13 protein-coding genes are annotated in these 13,719 nt (G+C 72.4%); 12 read left to right on the plus strand and 1 reads right to left on the minus strand.

Features of this window, described 5'->3' with window-relative positions:
• Nucleotides 1-21: 21 nt before the first annotated feature.
• Entirely contained in the window at nt 22-942 is a 921-nt protein-coding gene (gene htpX, locus ACIRYZ_RS20905; RefSeq protein ID WP_393027793.1) for a zinc metalloprotease HtpX, read from the minus strand.
• Between the two features lie 272 nt (nt 943-1,214).
• Here htpX and hrcA point away from each other — a divergent pair, with 272 nt between their 5' ends.
• The 12 genes from hrcA to ACIRYZ_RS20965 all read left to right on the plus strand — a co-directional run bounded on the left by hrcA (nt 1,215) and on the right by ACIRYZ_RS20965 (nt 13,680).
• Nucleotides 1,215-2,249 (plus strand): heat-inducible transcriptional repressor HrcA, encoded by a 1,035-nt coding sequence (hrcA, locus tag ACIRYZ_RS20910; protein ID WP_393027795.1) that lies wholly within the window; start codon nt 1,215-1,217, stop codon nt 2,247-2,249.
• 73 nt (nt 2,250-2,322) lie between these two features.
• On the plus strand, nt 2,323-3,462 hold the full coding sequence (gene dnaJ, locus ACIRYZ_RS20915; RefSeq protein ID WP_402946170.1) for a molecular chaperone DnaJ: 1,140 nt from the start codon (nt 2,323-2,325) through the stop codon (nt 3,460-3,462).
• 78 nt (nt 3,463-3,540) lie between these two features.
• The gene (locus ACIRYZ_RS20920; RefSeq protein ID WP_402946172.1) at nt 3,541-4,290 is read left to right on the plus strand and encodes a 16S rRNA (uracil(1498)-N(3))-methyltransferase; all 750 of its coding nucleotides are present in this window, start codon (nt 3,541-3,543) and stop codon (nt 4,288-4,290) included.
• A gap of 69 nt (nt 4,291-4,359) precedes the next feature.
• The gene (locus ACIRYZ_RS20925) at nt 4,360-7,611 is read left to right on the plus strand and encodes a S41 family peptidase (protein WP_402946173.1); all 3,252 of its coding nucleotides are present in this window, start codon (nt 4,360-4,362) and stop codon (nt 7,609-7,611) included.
• Nucleotides 7,612-7,725: 114 nt separating this feature from the next.
• On the plus strand, nt 7,726-8,316 hold the full coding sequence (locus tag ACIRYZ_RS20930; protein WP_402946175.1) for an RDD family protein: 591 nt from the start codon (nt 7,726-7,728) through the stop codon (nt 8,314-8,316).
• A 56-nt stretch (nt 8,317-8,372) separates the two neighbouring features.
• The gene (locus ACIRYZ_RS20935; RefSeq protein ID WP_402946177.1) at nt 8,373-8,726 is read left to right on the plus strand and encodes a histidine triad nucleotide-binding protein; all 354 of its coding nucleotides are present in this window, start codon (nt 8,373-8,375) and stop codon (nt 8,724-8,726) included.
• A 5-nt stretch (nt 8,727-8,731) separates the two neighbouring features.
• Nucleotides 8,732-9,655: a ribonuclease Z gene (locus tag ACIRYZ_RS20940; RefSeq protein ID WP_387624293.1), complete on the plus strand. Its 924-nt coding sequence runs from the start codon at nt 8,732-8,734 to the stop codon at nt 9,653-9,655.
• Nucleotides 9,656-9,936: 281 nt separating this feature from the next.
• The gene (locus ACIRYZ_RS20945; protein WP_393034586.1) at nt 9,937-10,968 is read left to right on the plus strand and encodes a PhoH family protein; all 1,032 of its coding nucleotides are present in this window, start codon (nt 9,937-9,939) and stop codon (nt 10,966-10,968) included.
• A gap of 14 nt (nt 10,969-10,982) precedes the next feature.
• Complete coding sequence (gene ybeY, locus ACIRYZ_RS20950) at nt 10,983-11,477, plus strand: rRNA maturation RNase YbeY (protein WP_030061268.1); 495 nt, start codon at nt 10,983-10,985, stop codon at nt 11,475-11,477.
• Between the two features lie 19 nt (nt 11,478-11,496).
• A complete protein-coding gene (locus tag ACIRYZ_RS20955) occupies nt 11,497-12,822 on the plus strand; it encodes a hemolysin family protein (protein WP_402946179.1) in 1,326 nt (441 codons plus the stop codon).
• A gap of 33 nt (nt 12,823-12,855) precedes the next feature.
• Nucleotides 12,856-13,092 (plus strand): hypothetical protein, encoded by a 237-nt coding sequence (locus ACIRYZ_RS20960; RefSeq protein WP_350629678.1) that lies wholly within the window; start codon nt 12,856-12,858, stop codon nt 13,090-13,092.
• A 39-nt stretch (nt 13,093-13,131) separates the two neighbouring features.
• Nucleotides 13,132-13,680, plus strand: a complete 549-nt coding sequence (locus tag ACIRYZ_RS20965) for a DUF4383 domain-containing protein (protein WP_393034567.1) — start codon at nt 13,132-13,134, stop codon at nt 13,678-13,680.
• Nucleotides 13,681-13,719: the final 39 nt, after the last annotated feature.

A 13,719-nucleotide genomic window follows, 5' to 3' on the forward strand; every position in this document is an offset into this window, starting at 1 on the left:
TGGTCCTTTCCTCAACGGGAATCAGCGGCCGAGCTGCTCGGAGATCTTCGCCAGCTGCGCCAGCCGCTTCTCCAGCGTCGGGTGGGTGGAGAGCAGCTGGGAGGCAGTCTCCCGGGCGCTCAGCGCGGGGGCGAAGTAGAAGGCGTTGTATGGCTGCGACTTGCGCAGGTCCTCGGTGGGGATGGCCGCGATCTGCCCGGTCACCTTGGTCAGGGCCGAGGCCAGGGCGCTGGGCCGGCCGGTGAGCTGGGCGGCGGCCCGGTCGGCGGCCAGCTCGCGGTAGCGGGAGAGCAGCCGGGTGAGCAGGAAGCTGATCGCGTAGACGACCATGGACACCAGGGGGATGACCAGCGCCGCGATGGCCGTGTTCTGGTCGTTGTTGTTGCGCCCGCCGCCCATGAACCCGCCGTACACGGCGATCCGGGTCATCGCCCCGGCGAGCACGCCGAGGAAGCCGGCGATGGTCATCACCGCGACGTCCCGGTGGGCGACGTGCGACAGCTCGTGCGCCAGGACGCCTTCCAGCTCCTCGGGTTCGAGCCGGCGCAGCAGGCCGGTGGTGACGCAGACCACGGCGTTCTGCGGGTTGCGGCCGGTGGCGAAGGCGTTCGGCATGTCGTTGTCGGCGACCGCCACACGGGGCTTGGGCATGTCGGCCAGGGCGCAGAGCCGGTCGATGGTGCCGTGCAGCTGGGGGTACTGCTCCTCGGTCACCTCGCGGGCGCCCATCGCCCGTTCGGTGATCTTGTCGCTGAACCAGAACTGGGCCACGAACAGCCCGCCGGAGATCAGCACGATCAGCGGCCAGGCCCCGCGCAGCAGCGCGATCAGCAGGCCCGTGAAACCGACGTACAGCAGCCCGATCACGAACATCGTCGCGACCATGCGGCTGGTCAGGCCGCGATCGGGCGCGAAACGGGTGTGCTGGCCCGAGCTCGACATCTCTTGCTCCTCCGTTCGCCGTCGCTTTCGATGCTGCCACCCGGACGGCCCCACGGCACCACCCCCGCGCCGCGAGTTGCGGCGGAAGGGGCCGTGCCCCGGGACTGCGGGCAGGATCACTCCGGCCGGGCCGTTCCTGGGACAGGACCCGGGCCTTACACTGGCAGGTACGGTTTTGGCACTCGTGTGCGCAGAGTGCCAGGGCCGGGGTCCTCCCGGAGCGGCCCGCAGCATCACAGACGGACAACGTGCGAAGACGGAGGTGCGTGCCCATGGCCGGTGAGGTCCGCCAGCTGGACGACCGCAAGCTCGCCGTTCTGCGTGCCATCGTCCAGGACTACGTGGGCACCGAGGAGCCGGTCGGCTCCAAGGCCCTCGTGGAGCGCCACAACCTCGGAGTCTCCCCGGCGACCGTGCGCAACGACATGGCGGCGCTGGAGGAGGAGGGCTACATCCACCAGCCGCACACCAGCGCCGGGCGCATCCCCACCGACAAGGGCTACCGGCTGTTCGTCGACAAGCTCGCCGAGATCAAGCCGATGAGCGCCCCGGAGCGCCGGGCGATCCGGCACTTCCTGGACGGCGCCGTCGACCTGGACGACGTGGTCGCCCGCACGGTGCGGCTGCTCGCCCAGCTGACCCGGCAGGTCGCCGTGGTGCAGTACCCCTCGCTGACCCGCTCCACCGTCCGGCACATCGAGCTGGTGGCGCTGGCCCCGGCGAAGGTGATGCTGGTCCTGATCACCAACACCGGCCGGGTCGAGCAGCGGATGGTCGACTGCCCGGGCACGGTCGGCGAGACGGTCCTGGCGGACCTGCGGGCGCGGATCAACGTCCGGGCCGCCGGCCAGCGGCTGCCGGACGTCCCGGGGCTGCTGGAAGAGCTGCCGGCCACGTTCGAGCAGATCGACCGGCCGACGGTCAGTACGGTCCTGGCGACCCTGTTCGAGGCGCTGGCCGAGCAGAACGAGGAGCGCATCATGCTGGCCGGCACGGCCAACCTGACGCGTTTCGGCCACGACTTCCCGCTCACCATCCAGCCGGTGCTGGAGGCCCTGGAGGAGCAGGTCGTCCTGCTCCGCCTCCTGGGTGAGACCGGGGACGCCGGGATGACGGTCCGGATCGGGCGGGAGATTGCGTACGAAGGGCTGAATTCCACCTCGGTGGTGTCGGTCGGCTACGGTTCGGGCGACGAGAGCGTGGCCAAACTCGGTGTGATCGGTCCGACCCGGATGGACTACCCGGGCACAATGGGGGCGGTGCGGGCGGTGGCACGGTACGTGGGTCAGATCCTGGCTGAGTCGTAGCAAGCAACCGCCGTCAGAATTCTGACGGCGGTGTCCAGTCGCACTACTACAGGCGGAACAAGCGGAGCATTTGGTGGCCACGGACTACTACGCGGTACTCGGCGTCCGACGGGATGCGGGGCAGGACGAGATCAAGAAGGCGTTCCGGCGCCTGGCACGCGAACTGCACCCGGACGTCAACCCGGACCCGAAGACGCAGGAGCGGTTCAAGGAGATCAACGCCGCTTACGAGGTGCTCTCCGATCCGCAGAAGCGCCAGGTCTACGACCTCGGCGGCGATCCGCTCTCACCGGGCGGCGGCGGCGCGGGCGGCTTCGGCGCCGGCGCGGCGGGCTTCGGCTTCTCCGACATCATGGACGCCTTCTTCGGCGCCGCGGCCGGCCAGCGCGGCCCGCGCTCGCGCACCCGCCGCGGCCAGGACGCCATGATCCGGCTGGAGATCACCCTGGAGGAGGCCGCCTTCGGCACCACCAAGGAACTCCAGGTCGACACCGCCGTCACCTGCACCACCTGCAGCGGCGAGGGCGCGGCCCCCGGCACCTCCGCGCAGACCTGCGACATGTGCCGCGGCAAGGGCGAGGTCTCCCAGGTCACCCGCTCCTTCCTGGGGCAGGTCATGACCTCCCGCCCCTGCCCGCAGTGCCAGGGCTTCGGCACCGTCGTGCCGACCCCGTGCCCCGAGTGCGCCGGCGACGGCCGGGTCCGCGCCCGCCGCACCCTGACCGTCAAGATCCCGGCCGGTGTCGACAACGGCACCCGGATCCAGCTGGCCGGCGAGGGCGAGGTCGGCCCCGGTGGCGGCCCGGCCGGCGACCTGTACGTCGAGATCGCCGAGACCACCCACAGCGTCTTCCAACGGCGCGGGGACGACCTGCACTGCACCGTCACCATCCCGATGACGGCGGCCTCGCTCGGCACCCAGGTGCCGCTGCAGACCCTGGACGGGCTGGAGGAGGTCGACATCCGGCCCGGCACCCAGTCCGGCCAGTCGATCCCGCTGCACGGTCGGGGCATCACCCACCTGCGCGGGGGCGGCCGGGGCGACCTGATAGTGCACGTCGAGGTGCAGACGCCCACCAAGCTCGACCCCGAGCAGGAGGAGCTGCTGCGCCGGCTCGCCATACTGCGCGGCGAGGAGCGCCCGTCCGGCCAGTTCGCGCCGGGCCAGCAGGGCCTGTTCTCGCGCCTGAAGGACGCCTTCAACGGCCGGTAGTCGTCCGGGAAGGGGTGCCGGGGGCAGTTCCCCGGCACCCCTTTCGCGTTTCCGTTCCATTCCTGGAGGTTCCCTCTCATGACCGCGCCCGTCTTCGTCGTCGACACCGAGCGGATCGCCGCCGCCGCGCCCGGGGCGCTGGTGCGCCTGGACGGGGCGGAGGGGCGGCACGCGGCCGCGGTGAAGCGGCTGGCGGCCGGTGAGGCGGTGACCCTGGCGGACGGGCTGGGGCTCGGGGTGGACGGGACGGTCGCCGAGGTGTTCGGCAAGGACGCGATCGACGTCACGGTGACCGCCGTGCGCCGGGAGCCGGAGCCGGCGCCGCGGATCGTCGTCGTCCAGGCGCTGCCCAAGGGCGACCGCGGCGAGCTGGCCGTGGAGACCATGACCGAGGTCGGCGTGGACGTGGTGGTCCCCTGGGCGGCCTCGCGCTGCATCACCCAGTGGAAGGGCGAACGCGGAGCCAAGGCGCTCGCCAAGTGGCGGGCCACCGCCCGGGAGGCGGGCAAGCAGTCCCGCCGGCTGCGCTTCCCCGAGGTGCGCGAGCCGATGACCACCCGGCAGCTGGCCCCGCTGCTGGCGCAGGCCGCCTTCGCCGCCGTGCTGCACGAGGAGGGTGCCGAGCCGCTGGCGCACGCCGCGCTGCCCGGGGCGGGGGACATCGTGCTGGTGGTCGGCCCGGAGGGCGGGGTCTCCCCGGAGGAGCTGGCCGCCTTCGCCGAGGCGGGCGCGAAGCCGTACCGGCTGGGCCCGTCGGTGCTGCGCACCTCCACCGCAGGGGTGGCCGCCGGGGCGCTGCTGCTGGGGCGCACCGGCCGCTGGTCGTAACCCCCGCACGCCCTCGGGGACTTGCCGAAAACGGAGCGGCTCGTACCCGTACCTGCCTACGCTGGCCGGGTGACGGACTCCCTGAGCACCTCTGCGGGCGCCTATCTGCGCCATCCCCATCTGCACGGTGACCTGGTCACCTTCGTCGCCGAGGACGACGTCTGGCTGGCCCCGCTGGACGGCGGGCGGGCCTGGCGGCTGACGGCCGATCACCTGCCGGTGCACCACCCCCGGTTCTCGCCGGACGGGCGGCACATCGCCTTCTCCTCCACCCGGGACGGCGCCCCCGAGGTGCACGTGGTGCCGGTGGACGGCGGGCCGTCCCGGCGGCTGACGTACTGGGGCAACGCCGAGACCCGGGTGCAGGGCTGGACCGCCGACGGGCGTCCGATCGCCACCACCGGCGCGGGCGAGTCCGGCGTGCGGCGCTGCTGGGCACACGCGGTGCCGCTGGACGGCGGTGAGCCGGTGCGGCTGCCGTACGGGCCGGTCGGCGGGCTCGCCTTCGAGCCGGACGGGGACCGCGTGCTGCTGGTCACCGTCAACAACCGCGAGCCGGCCTGGTGGAAGCGCTACCGGGGCGGCCGGGCCGGCAAGTTGTGGCTCGGGCAGGACGAATTCAGCCGCGTGCACGAGGAGTTGGACGGGCAGCTCGACTCCCCGCTGTGGGTGGCCGGTTCCCCGCACGGCAGTCGGATCGCCTTCCTGTCCGACCACGAGGGCGTCGGCGAGCTGTGGTCCAGCCGCCCGGACGGCTCCGACCTGCGCCGCCACACCGGTGACCCGGACGGCTTCTACGCCCGCAACGCCACCACCGACGGCACCAGGGTCGTCCTCCACCGGGCCGGCGACCTCTGGCTGCTGGACGACCTGGACGGCGCCGAGCCGCGCCGCCTGGACGTCCGGCTGGCCGGTCCGCGCACCGGCCGCCGCCCCCGCCCGGTGCACACCGCGCACTGGCTGGAGTCCGTCGCCCCCGACCGCACCGGACGGGCCGGCGCGGTGGTGGTGCGCGGCAGCGTGCACTGGCTGACCCACCGGGAGGGCCCGGCCCGGGTGCTGGACGAGACCCCGGGCGTGCGCGCGCGGCTGGCCCGGGTGGTGCCGGGCGAGGACGGTGGCCAGGGCGTGCTGTGGGTGTCCGACGCCGAGGGCGAGGACGCCCTGGAGTACGCCCCCGCCGTCCACGGCACCGAGCGTCGCCGACTGGCCGCCGGGCAGCTCGGACGGGTCAACTCGCTGGTGGTCTCCCCGGACGGCAAGCAGGCCGCGCTCGGCGTGCACGACGGCCGGGTGCTGCTGGTGGCGCTGGCCGACGGCGCCGTGCACGAGCTGGAGCGCAGCACCGACGGCGAGGTCAGCGGGCTGGCGTTCAGCCCGGACTCGGCCTGGCTGGCCTGGTCCCGCCCGGTGCACCGGATGGGCCCGTACTCGCTGCGCCAGATCGTGCTGGCCGACCTGACCACCCGCACCGTCAGCGAGGTCACCCAGCAGCGGTTCGTCGACACCTCGCCCGCCTTCACCGCGGACGGCCGCTACCTGGCCTTCCTGTCGGTGCGCAACTTCGACCCGGTCTACGACGCGCACGCCTTCGACCTGTCCTTCCCGAACGGCTGCCGCCCGTACCTGATCACGCTGGCCGCCGACACACCGTCCCCGTTCGGGCCGCAGCGGGCCGGGCGGCCGCTCGGCGGGGAGGAGGACGAGCCCGGCTCGCGCAAGGCGGACGGTGAGGAGGGCGCGGCCGAGGCCGCGCCGACGACCAGGGTGGACCTGGACGGCATCGCCGACCGGATCGTCCCGTTCCCGGTCGAGGGCGGCCGGTTCGACGCGCTGCGCGCCGCCAAGGACGGGGTGCTGTGGACCAGGGCGCCGCTGCTCGGCGAACTCGGCGACGAGGCGGCCTCCCTGGACGACGAGCGGCCCCGCCCGGTGCTGGAGCGCTTCGACCTCAGGAAGCGCCGCGTCGAGCAACTGGTGCACGGCGTCGACGGGTTCGCGGTCAGCGGGGACGGCACCCGGGTGGCCGTGCTGGACGAGGACGAGCTGCGGATCGTCCCGGCCGACCACAAGGCCTCCGGCGAGGACGACGAGACCACCGTCGACCTCTCCCGGCTGCGGGTGACCGTCGACCCGGCTGCCGAGTGGCGGCAGATGTACGCCGAGAACGGCCGGCTGATGCGGGACAACTTCTGGCGCCCCGACCTCGGCGGCGTGGACTGGGCGGGGATCCTGGACCGCTACCGGCCGCTGGTCGAGCGGGTCGGCTCGCACGACGAACTGGTCGACCTGCTCTGGGAGGTGCACGGCGAACTCGGCACCTCGCACGCCTACGTCGTCCCGTACGGCCGCTACACCGAGCCCGCCCGGCGCCAGGGCCTGCTCGGCGCCGACCTGGTGAAGGACGGCGACCAGTGGCGGATCGCCCGGATCCTGCCCGGCGAGTCCTCCGACCCCAGGGCCCGTTCACCGCTGGCCGCGCCCGGCGCCGCGGTCCGCCCGGGCGACGCGGTGCTCGCCGTCAACGGCCGCCCGGTGGACCCGGTCACCGGCCCGGCCCCGTTGCTGGCCGGCACCGCCGGGCAGCCGGTCGAGCTGACCGTGACCGGCAAGGACGGCACCGACCGGCGCCACCCCGTGGTCGTCCCGCTCGCCGACGAGGCGGCGCTGCGCTACCACGACTGGGTGGCCGGGCGGCGGGCCGAGGTGCGGGAGCTGTCCGGCGGCCGGCTCGGCTACCTGCACATCCCCGACATGCAGACGGCCGGCTGGGCGCAGCTGCACCGCGACCTGACCACCGAGATGGCCAAGGAGGGCCTGATCGTGGACGTCCGGGAGAACCGCGGCGGCCACACCTCGCAGCTGGTGATAGAGAAGCTGGCCCGGCGGATCATCGGCTGGTACGCGATCCGGGACACCGACAGCCGGGTGCCCTACCCGATGGACGCCCCGCGCGGGCCGGTGGTCGCGCTCGCCAACGAGCTGTCCGGTTCGGACGGCGACATCGTCAACGCCGCCATCCAGGCGCTCGGGATCGGCCCGGTGGTCGGCACCCGCACCTGGGGCGGGGTGATCGGCATCGACAGCAGGTACCAGCTGGTCGACGGCACCCTGGTCACCCAGCCCAAGTACGCGATGTGGCTGGAGAACTACGGCTGGGGCCTGGAGAACCACGGCGTCGACCCGGACGTCGAGGTGCCGTTCGCCCCGCACCACTGGGCGGCAGGGGAGGACCCGCAGCTGGCCGAGGGCGTGCGGATCGCCCTCGCGGCGCTGGCCGGGACCCCGGCCCGTACGGGGCCGCCGCTGCCCTGGGCGTAGCTCGCGAGGGTTCGGCGCGGGACGTCGGTGGGGCCGACCTCCCGCGCCGGGGCCCGGGTAGGATGCGGGGCTGTCCTTGATCGGGATCTTGATCGACAGCTCACGGGGGAGCGCATGGCGCAGGGCTATCCGCCGCCGCAGTATCCGCAGAGCGGCTACGGGCAGCAGCCGCAGCCGTACGGCCAGAACCCGTACCCGCCGCACGGCCGGCCCGCCCCGCAGCCGTTCCAGTACCAGCCCCGGCCGATGTACACCCCCGATGAGGTCCCCGCACCGCCGGAGACCAGCAACTGGCGGCGCTTCCCCGCCATCCTCATCGACTGTCTGGTCGCCGTCGGCCCCGCCTTCGCCGTCGCCGACAAGGCGGGCAACCCCGGCAGGAACGGCGCCCCGGCCAGCGTGCCGTGGATCGTCGCGTTGGTGGCCACCGGCCTGGTGCTCTCCTTCGTCAACCAGGTGCTGCTCGCCCGCCGCACCGGCTTCAGCGTCGGCAAGGGCGTCATGGCGCTGCGGGTGATCCGCCCCAAGCACGTCATGCGCCCCGACACCTGGCGGCTGACCCGGCGCTGGCTGCTCGGCTTCGTCTTCCTGCTGTTCACTTGGCTGGCCGAGGAGTTCGAGGGCGCGGGGGACATCGTCGGGGTGCGGATCGTCCGCTGGAAGCACCTGCGGGAGTATCGGCAGGCGGTTGCGCGGCTCAGCTAGGCTGCGCCCGTACGGCCCGTGAAACCGTGATCCACGACGAACCCGAGGAGAAACCGATGGCCGGCGAGCCGCAGTCCGACTGCCTGTTCTGCAAGATCGTGGCGGGCGAGATCCCGGCGACCGTGGTACGCAAGACCGAGCGCACCCTCGCCTTCCGCGACATCGCCCCCAAGGCCCCCGTGCACGTCCTGGTCATCCCGCACGTCCACTACCCGAACGCCGCCGCGCTGGCCGCCGCCGAGCCGGAGATCGCCGGCGAACTGCTCGCCGAGGCGGGCGCGGTGGCCAGGGACGAGGGCCTCGCGGACTACCGGCTGATCTTCAACACCGGTGCGGGCGCCGGGCAGACGGTCTTCCACGCCCACGTCCACGTGCTGGGCGGCAAGAGCATGACCGAGAGCATGGTCTGACCTACGTGTCCCAGCGCGAACTCGTCGTCCTCGGCACCGCCAGCCAGGTGCCCACCCGGCACCGCAACCACAACGGCTACCTGCTCCGCTGGGACGGCGAGGGCCTGCTCTTCGACCCCGGCGAGGGCACCCAGCGGCAGATGCTGCACGCCGGGGTCTCGGCCACCCAGATCACCCGGATCGCCGTGACCCACTTCCACGGCGACCACTGCCTGGGCCTCGCCGGGGTGATCCAGCGGATCAACCTTGACCGCGTCCCGCACCCGGTGGACGTCTACTTCCCGGCGTCCGGTGAGGTCTACTTCGAGCGGCTGCGGCACGCCACCGCCTACCACGAGACGGCCGTGCTGCGGCCCCGGCCGATCGACGAGCCGGGCCCGCTGCCCGCCCCCGGCGCCCGCTTCGCGCTGGACGCGATCCGCCTCGACCACCCCGTGGAGTCCTTCGGCTACCGGTTGTCCGAGCCGGACGGCCGTCGCCTGGTGCCCGAACGGCTCGCCGAGCTCGGCGTCTTCGGCCCGGCGGTGGGCCGGCTGCAGCACGAGGGCGCGATCGAGGTGGACGGCCGCACCGTCACCCTGGACCAGGTCAGCGAGCCCAGGCCCGGCCAGAAGTTCGCCTTCGTGATGGACACGCGGCTCTGCGACGGTGTGTACCGGCTCGCCGAGGGCGCCGACCTGCTGGTGGTCGAGGCCACCTTCACCGACGCCGACGCCCACCTCGCCGAGGACCATGGCCACCTCACCGCCGGTCAGGCCGCCAAGGCCGCCGCCGAGGCGGGGGTGCGCACCCTGGTGCTGACCCACTTCTCCCAGCGCTACCCGGACCTCGGCCAGCACCTGGCCGACGCCCGCAAGCACTTCGACGGGGAGCTGGTGCTGGCCGCCGACCTCGCCCGGGTGCCCGTTCCGGCCCGCCGCCACCCGTGAACGGTGCGCGGTCCCGTCGGAAAAGCGGTCGCGTCGTTCCCCGATCTGCCGCAGCATCGTGCGGGTGCGGCCCCGCCGCCCGCCGCAGCGATCACGCTCGCGGCGTACCCTGGTGCCCCGGAGAGACCGAGCGGCACACGACACCACGGATGGGATGAGGCAGGCCCCAGCGCCGACCTATGAGTGACACATCGCAGACCCGTACCGACGGACAGTCGCGCCCCGAACCGGCCGACGACGGCCGCGTGAGCGCCCGGATCGTCATCCCCGAGAAGCACCCGATGGTCACCCTGCTCGGCACGGCGGATTCGCTGCTGCGCGTGATCGAGCAGGGCTTCCCCGCCGCCGACATCCACGTCCGCGGCAACGAGGTGACCGCCACCGGGGCCCGCGCCGAGGTCGCCCTCGTGCAGAAGCTCTTCAGCGAGATGATGCTGGTGCTGCGCACCGGCCAGCCCCTGACGGAGGACGCCGTGGAGCGTTCGATCGCCATGCTCCGCAGCCAGGAACAGGACCCGGACTCCCCGGCCCCGTCGCAGGTGTTCACCGCGAACATCCTGTCCAACCGTGGCCGCACGATCCGCCCCAAGACCCTCAACCAGCAGCGCTACGTCGACGCGATCGACAAGCACACCATCACCTTCGGCCTCGGCCCGGCCGGCACCGGCAAGACCTACCTGGCGATGGCCAAGGCCGTCCAGGCCCTGCAGGCCAAGGAGGTCAACCGGATCATCCTGACCCGTCCGGCGGTCGAGGCGGGCGAGCGGCTGGGCTTCCTGCCCGGCACCCTCTACGAGAAGATCGACCCGTACCTGCGCCCGCTGTACGACGCGCTGCACGACATGATCGACCCGGACTCGATCCCACGCCTGATGGCGTCCGGCACCATCGAGGTCGCGCCGCTCGCGTACATGCGCGGTCGAACCCTCAACGACGCCTTCATCATCCTCGACGAGGCCCAGAACACCTCGCCCGAGCAGATCAAGATGTTCCTCACCCGCCTCGGGTTCAACTCCCGGGTGGTGGTCACCGGCGACACCACCCAGATCGACCTCCCGAGCGGCACCCGTAGCGGTCTCAAGGTCGTCCAGGAGATCCTGGCCGACGTGCCGGACATCCACTTCTCCGTCCTCACCAGCACCGACGTGGTCCGCCACAAGCTGGTCGGCCGGATCGTGGACGCCTACGAGCGCTGGGACGCCCAGCAGGAGGCCGAGGACAACGCCCCGGTCGCCCGCAAGCCCGCCCAGCGGCGCCTCGGTAAGACGACCGCGGCGCGCGCACCCCGACAGTCCCATCGCACCGAAAGCTGAGCACACAGCCCGTCATGTCGATCGACATCGCCAACGAGTCCGGTTGGGACGCCGATGAGGAAGCCATCCTCGACGTCGCCCGCTTCGCCCTGGACAAGATGCGGATCCACCCGCAGTCCGAACTGTCCGTGATCCTGGTGGACGGTGCGGCGATGGAGGAGCTGCACATCCAGTGGATGGACCTGCCCGGCCCGACCGACGTGATGTCGTTCCCGATGGACGAGCTGCGTCCCGGCAAGGAGGGCGAGGAGCTGCCGCAGGGTCTGCTCGGCGACATCGTGCTCTGCCCCGAGGTCGCCGAGCAGCAGGGCAAGGCGGCCCCCTCCAAGCACTCGATGGACGAGGAGCTGCAACTGCTCACCGTCCACGGGGTGCTGCACGTCCTCGGCTACGACCACGAGGAGCCGGAGGAAGAGGAGGAGATGTTCGCCCTCCAGAAGCGCATCCTGGACGACTGGCGGGCGGGCCGCGGTCTCGGCGGCATCTCGCCGGCCCCCACCACCCACTGAGCGCGGAGCCCGAACCCCTGTGAGTGGTGAGAGTACGAGCTTCATCCTCGGCGCCGTGGCGCTGGTCGTGCTCGGCTGGTTGGCCGCGTGCGCCGAGGCGGGCATCTCCCGGGTCTCCCGGTTCCGGGCGGAGGAGGCGGTACGGAACGGGCGGCGCGGCTCCGCGCGGCTGCTGACCGTCGCCTCCGACCCGATCCGCTACCTCAACCTGGCGACCCTGATCCGGGTGGCCAGCGAGATGGCGGCGGCCGTCCTGGTCACCGCGGTGTGCGTGCGCAACCTCCACCCGACCTGGCAGGCCGTGCTGCTGGCCTTCGGCGTGATGGTGCTGGTGTCCTTCGTCGCGGTGGGCGTCTCGCCGCGCACGATCGGGCGCCAGCACCCGATCTCCACCACGACCGCGGCCTCCTTCGTACTGCTGCCGCTGGCCGCGGTGCTCGGCCCGATCCCGCGGCTGCTGATCCTGCTCGGCAACGCGCTGACCCCGGGCAAGGGTTACCGGGAGGGCCCGTTCGCCTCCGAGGCGGAGCTGCGGGCCCTGGTCGACCTCGCCGAGAAGGACGACCTGATCGAGGACGAGGAGCGCCGGATGGTGCACTCGGTCTTCGAGCTGGGCGACACCATCGTGCGCGAGGTGATGGTGCCGCGCACCGACCTGGTGATGATCGAGCGGCACAAGACCGTCCGCCAGGCGCTCACCCTGGCGCTGCGCTCGGGCTTCTCGCGGATCCCGGTGGTCGGCGACAACGAGGACGACGTGGTCGGCATCGTCTACCTCAAGGACCTGGTGCGCCGCACCCACATCAACCGCGAGGCGGAGGCCGAGGAGGTCGGCGCGGTGATGCGCCCGGCCGTCTTCGTGCCGGACTCCAAGCCGGCCGGCGACCTGCTGCGCGAGATGCAGCAGCGCCGCTCGCACGTCGCGATCGTGATCGACGAGTACGGCGGCACGGCCGGCCTGGTCACCATCGAGGACATCCTGGAGGAGATCGTCGGCGAGATCACCGACGAGTACGACCGGGAGATCGCGCCGATCGAGGACCTCGGCGACGGCTCGTACCGGATCACCGCCCGCCTGCTGGTGGAGGACCTGGGCGAGCTGTTCGGCATCGAGCTGGAGGACGAGGACGTCGAGACCGTCGGCGGTCTGCTGGCCAAGCACCTCGGCCGGGTGCCGATCCCCGGTTCCTCCTGCGAGATCCCGTTGCCCGAGCCGGAGGAGACCGGGCTGACCGGGATCCTGCTGACCGCCGAGTCCTCGGCGGGCCGGCGCAACCGGATCGGCTCGATGGTCGCCTCGCCCGTGCGCGGGACGGACGGAGCCGAGGACGCCGCGGGCGAGTAGCGGGTCGGGGGCCGCCGAGCGACCATGGAGGGCATGACGCACAAACTCCGGGCGGAGTACGGCCCGCAGGGGGCCGCCGGCGGGGTCAAGTCCTGGCACGTGGTGCGGGACGAGGACCTGTCGACGGCGCTCTGCGGCCGCACCATGCCCGACGACGCGGAGACGCGGCCGGAACAGGAGTGGGGTACCGGGCTGCGCTGCTGCCAGCAGTGCGGTTCGCTCTACATGCACGAGACACCGCACATGCAGGGGAGCCATCCCTACAGCTAGGCCGAGCCACTCGGCTCTCGGCGGGCTCTGGAGGTCGCCATGAAGCTGCAAGACGAACTGCCGACCGTCGACCGTCGACTCGCCATGGTGTGGCGGGTCGGGGCGGCACTCGGGGGGATCTTCCTGATCGTGTTCGGGGCCCTGGGGCTGGCTCACCACCCGGGCTTCCTGGACACCCACGGCGACCGGATCGCCGGACTGTCGACCAACGGCGCACTGAGCATCCTGTCCATCGTGGCGGGCGCGATCCTCGTGGTCGGCGCGATCATCGGCGGGAACTTCGCGTCCAACCTCAACATGGTGGTCGGTCTGCTGTTCGTCCTGTCCGGCTTCTACGGACTGACGGTGCTCGGACGGCCGGAGGCGAACATCCTCAACTTCCGGCTGTCGAACGTGCTGTTCGCGTTCATCTTCGGGGTCGTCGTGACCACCTTCGGGATGTACGGCCGGGTGAGCAGTCACCTGCCGCACGACAACCCGTTCTGGCGCAAGCGGATCGAACGCGAGGAGCCGCAGCCCTCCGGGCCGAAGACCTTCGTCAAGATCATGAACCCCAACCCGGGGCGGACCCACCCGGTCGGCCACTGAGGCTGTGTTGTTCGCCCGCTCGCCTCCGGGGGAGGCGGC

This window comes from Kitasatospora sp. NPDC101155 (assembly GCF_044768305.1).
GTDB lineage: Bacteria > Actinomycetota > Actinomycetes > Streptomycetales > Streptomycetaceae > Kitasatospora.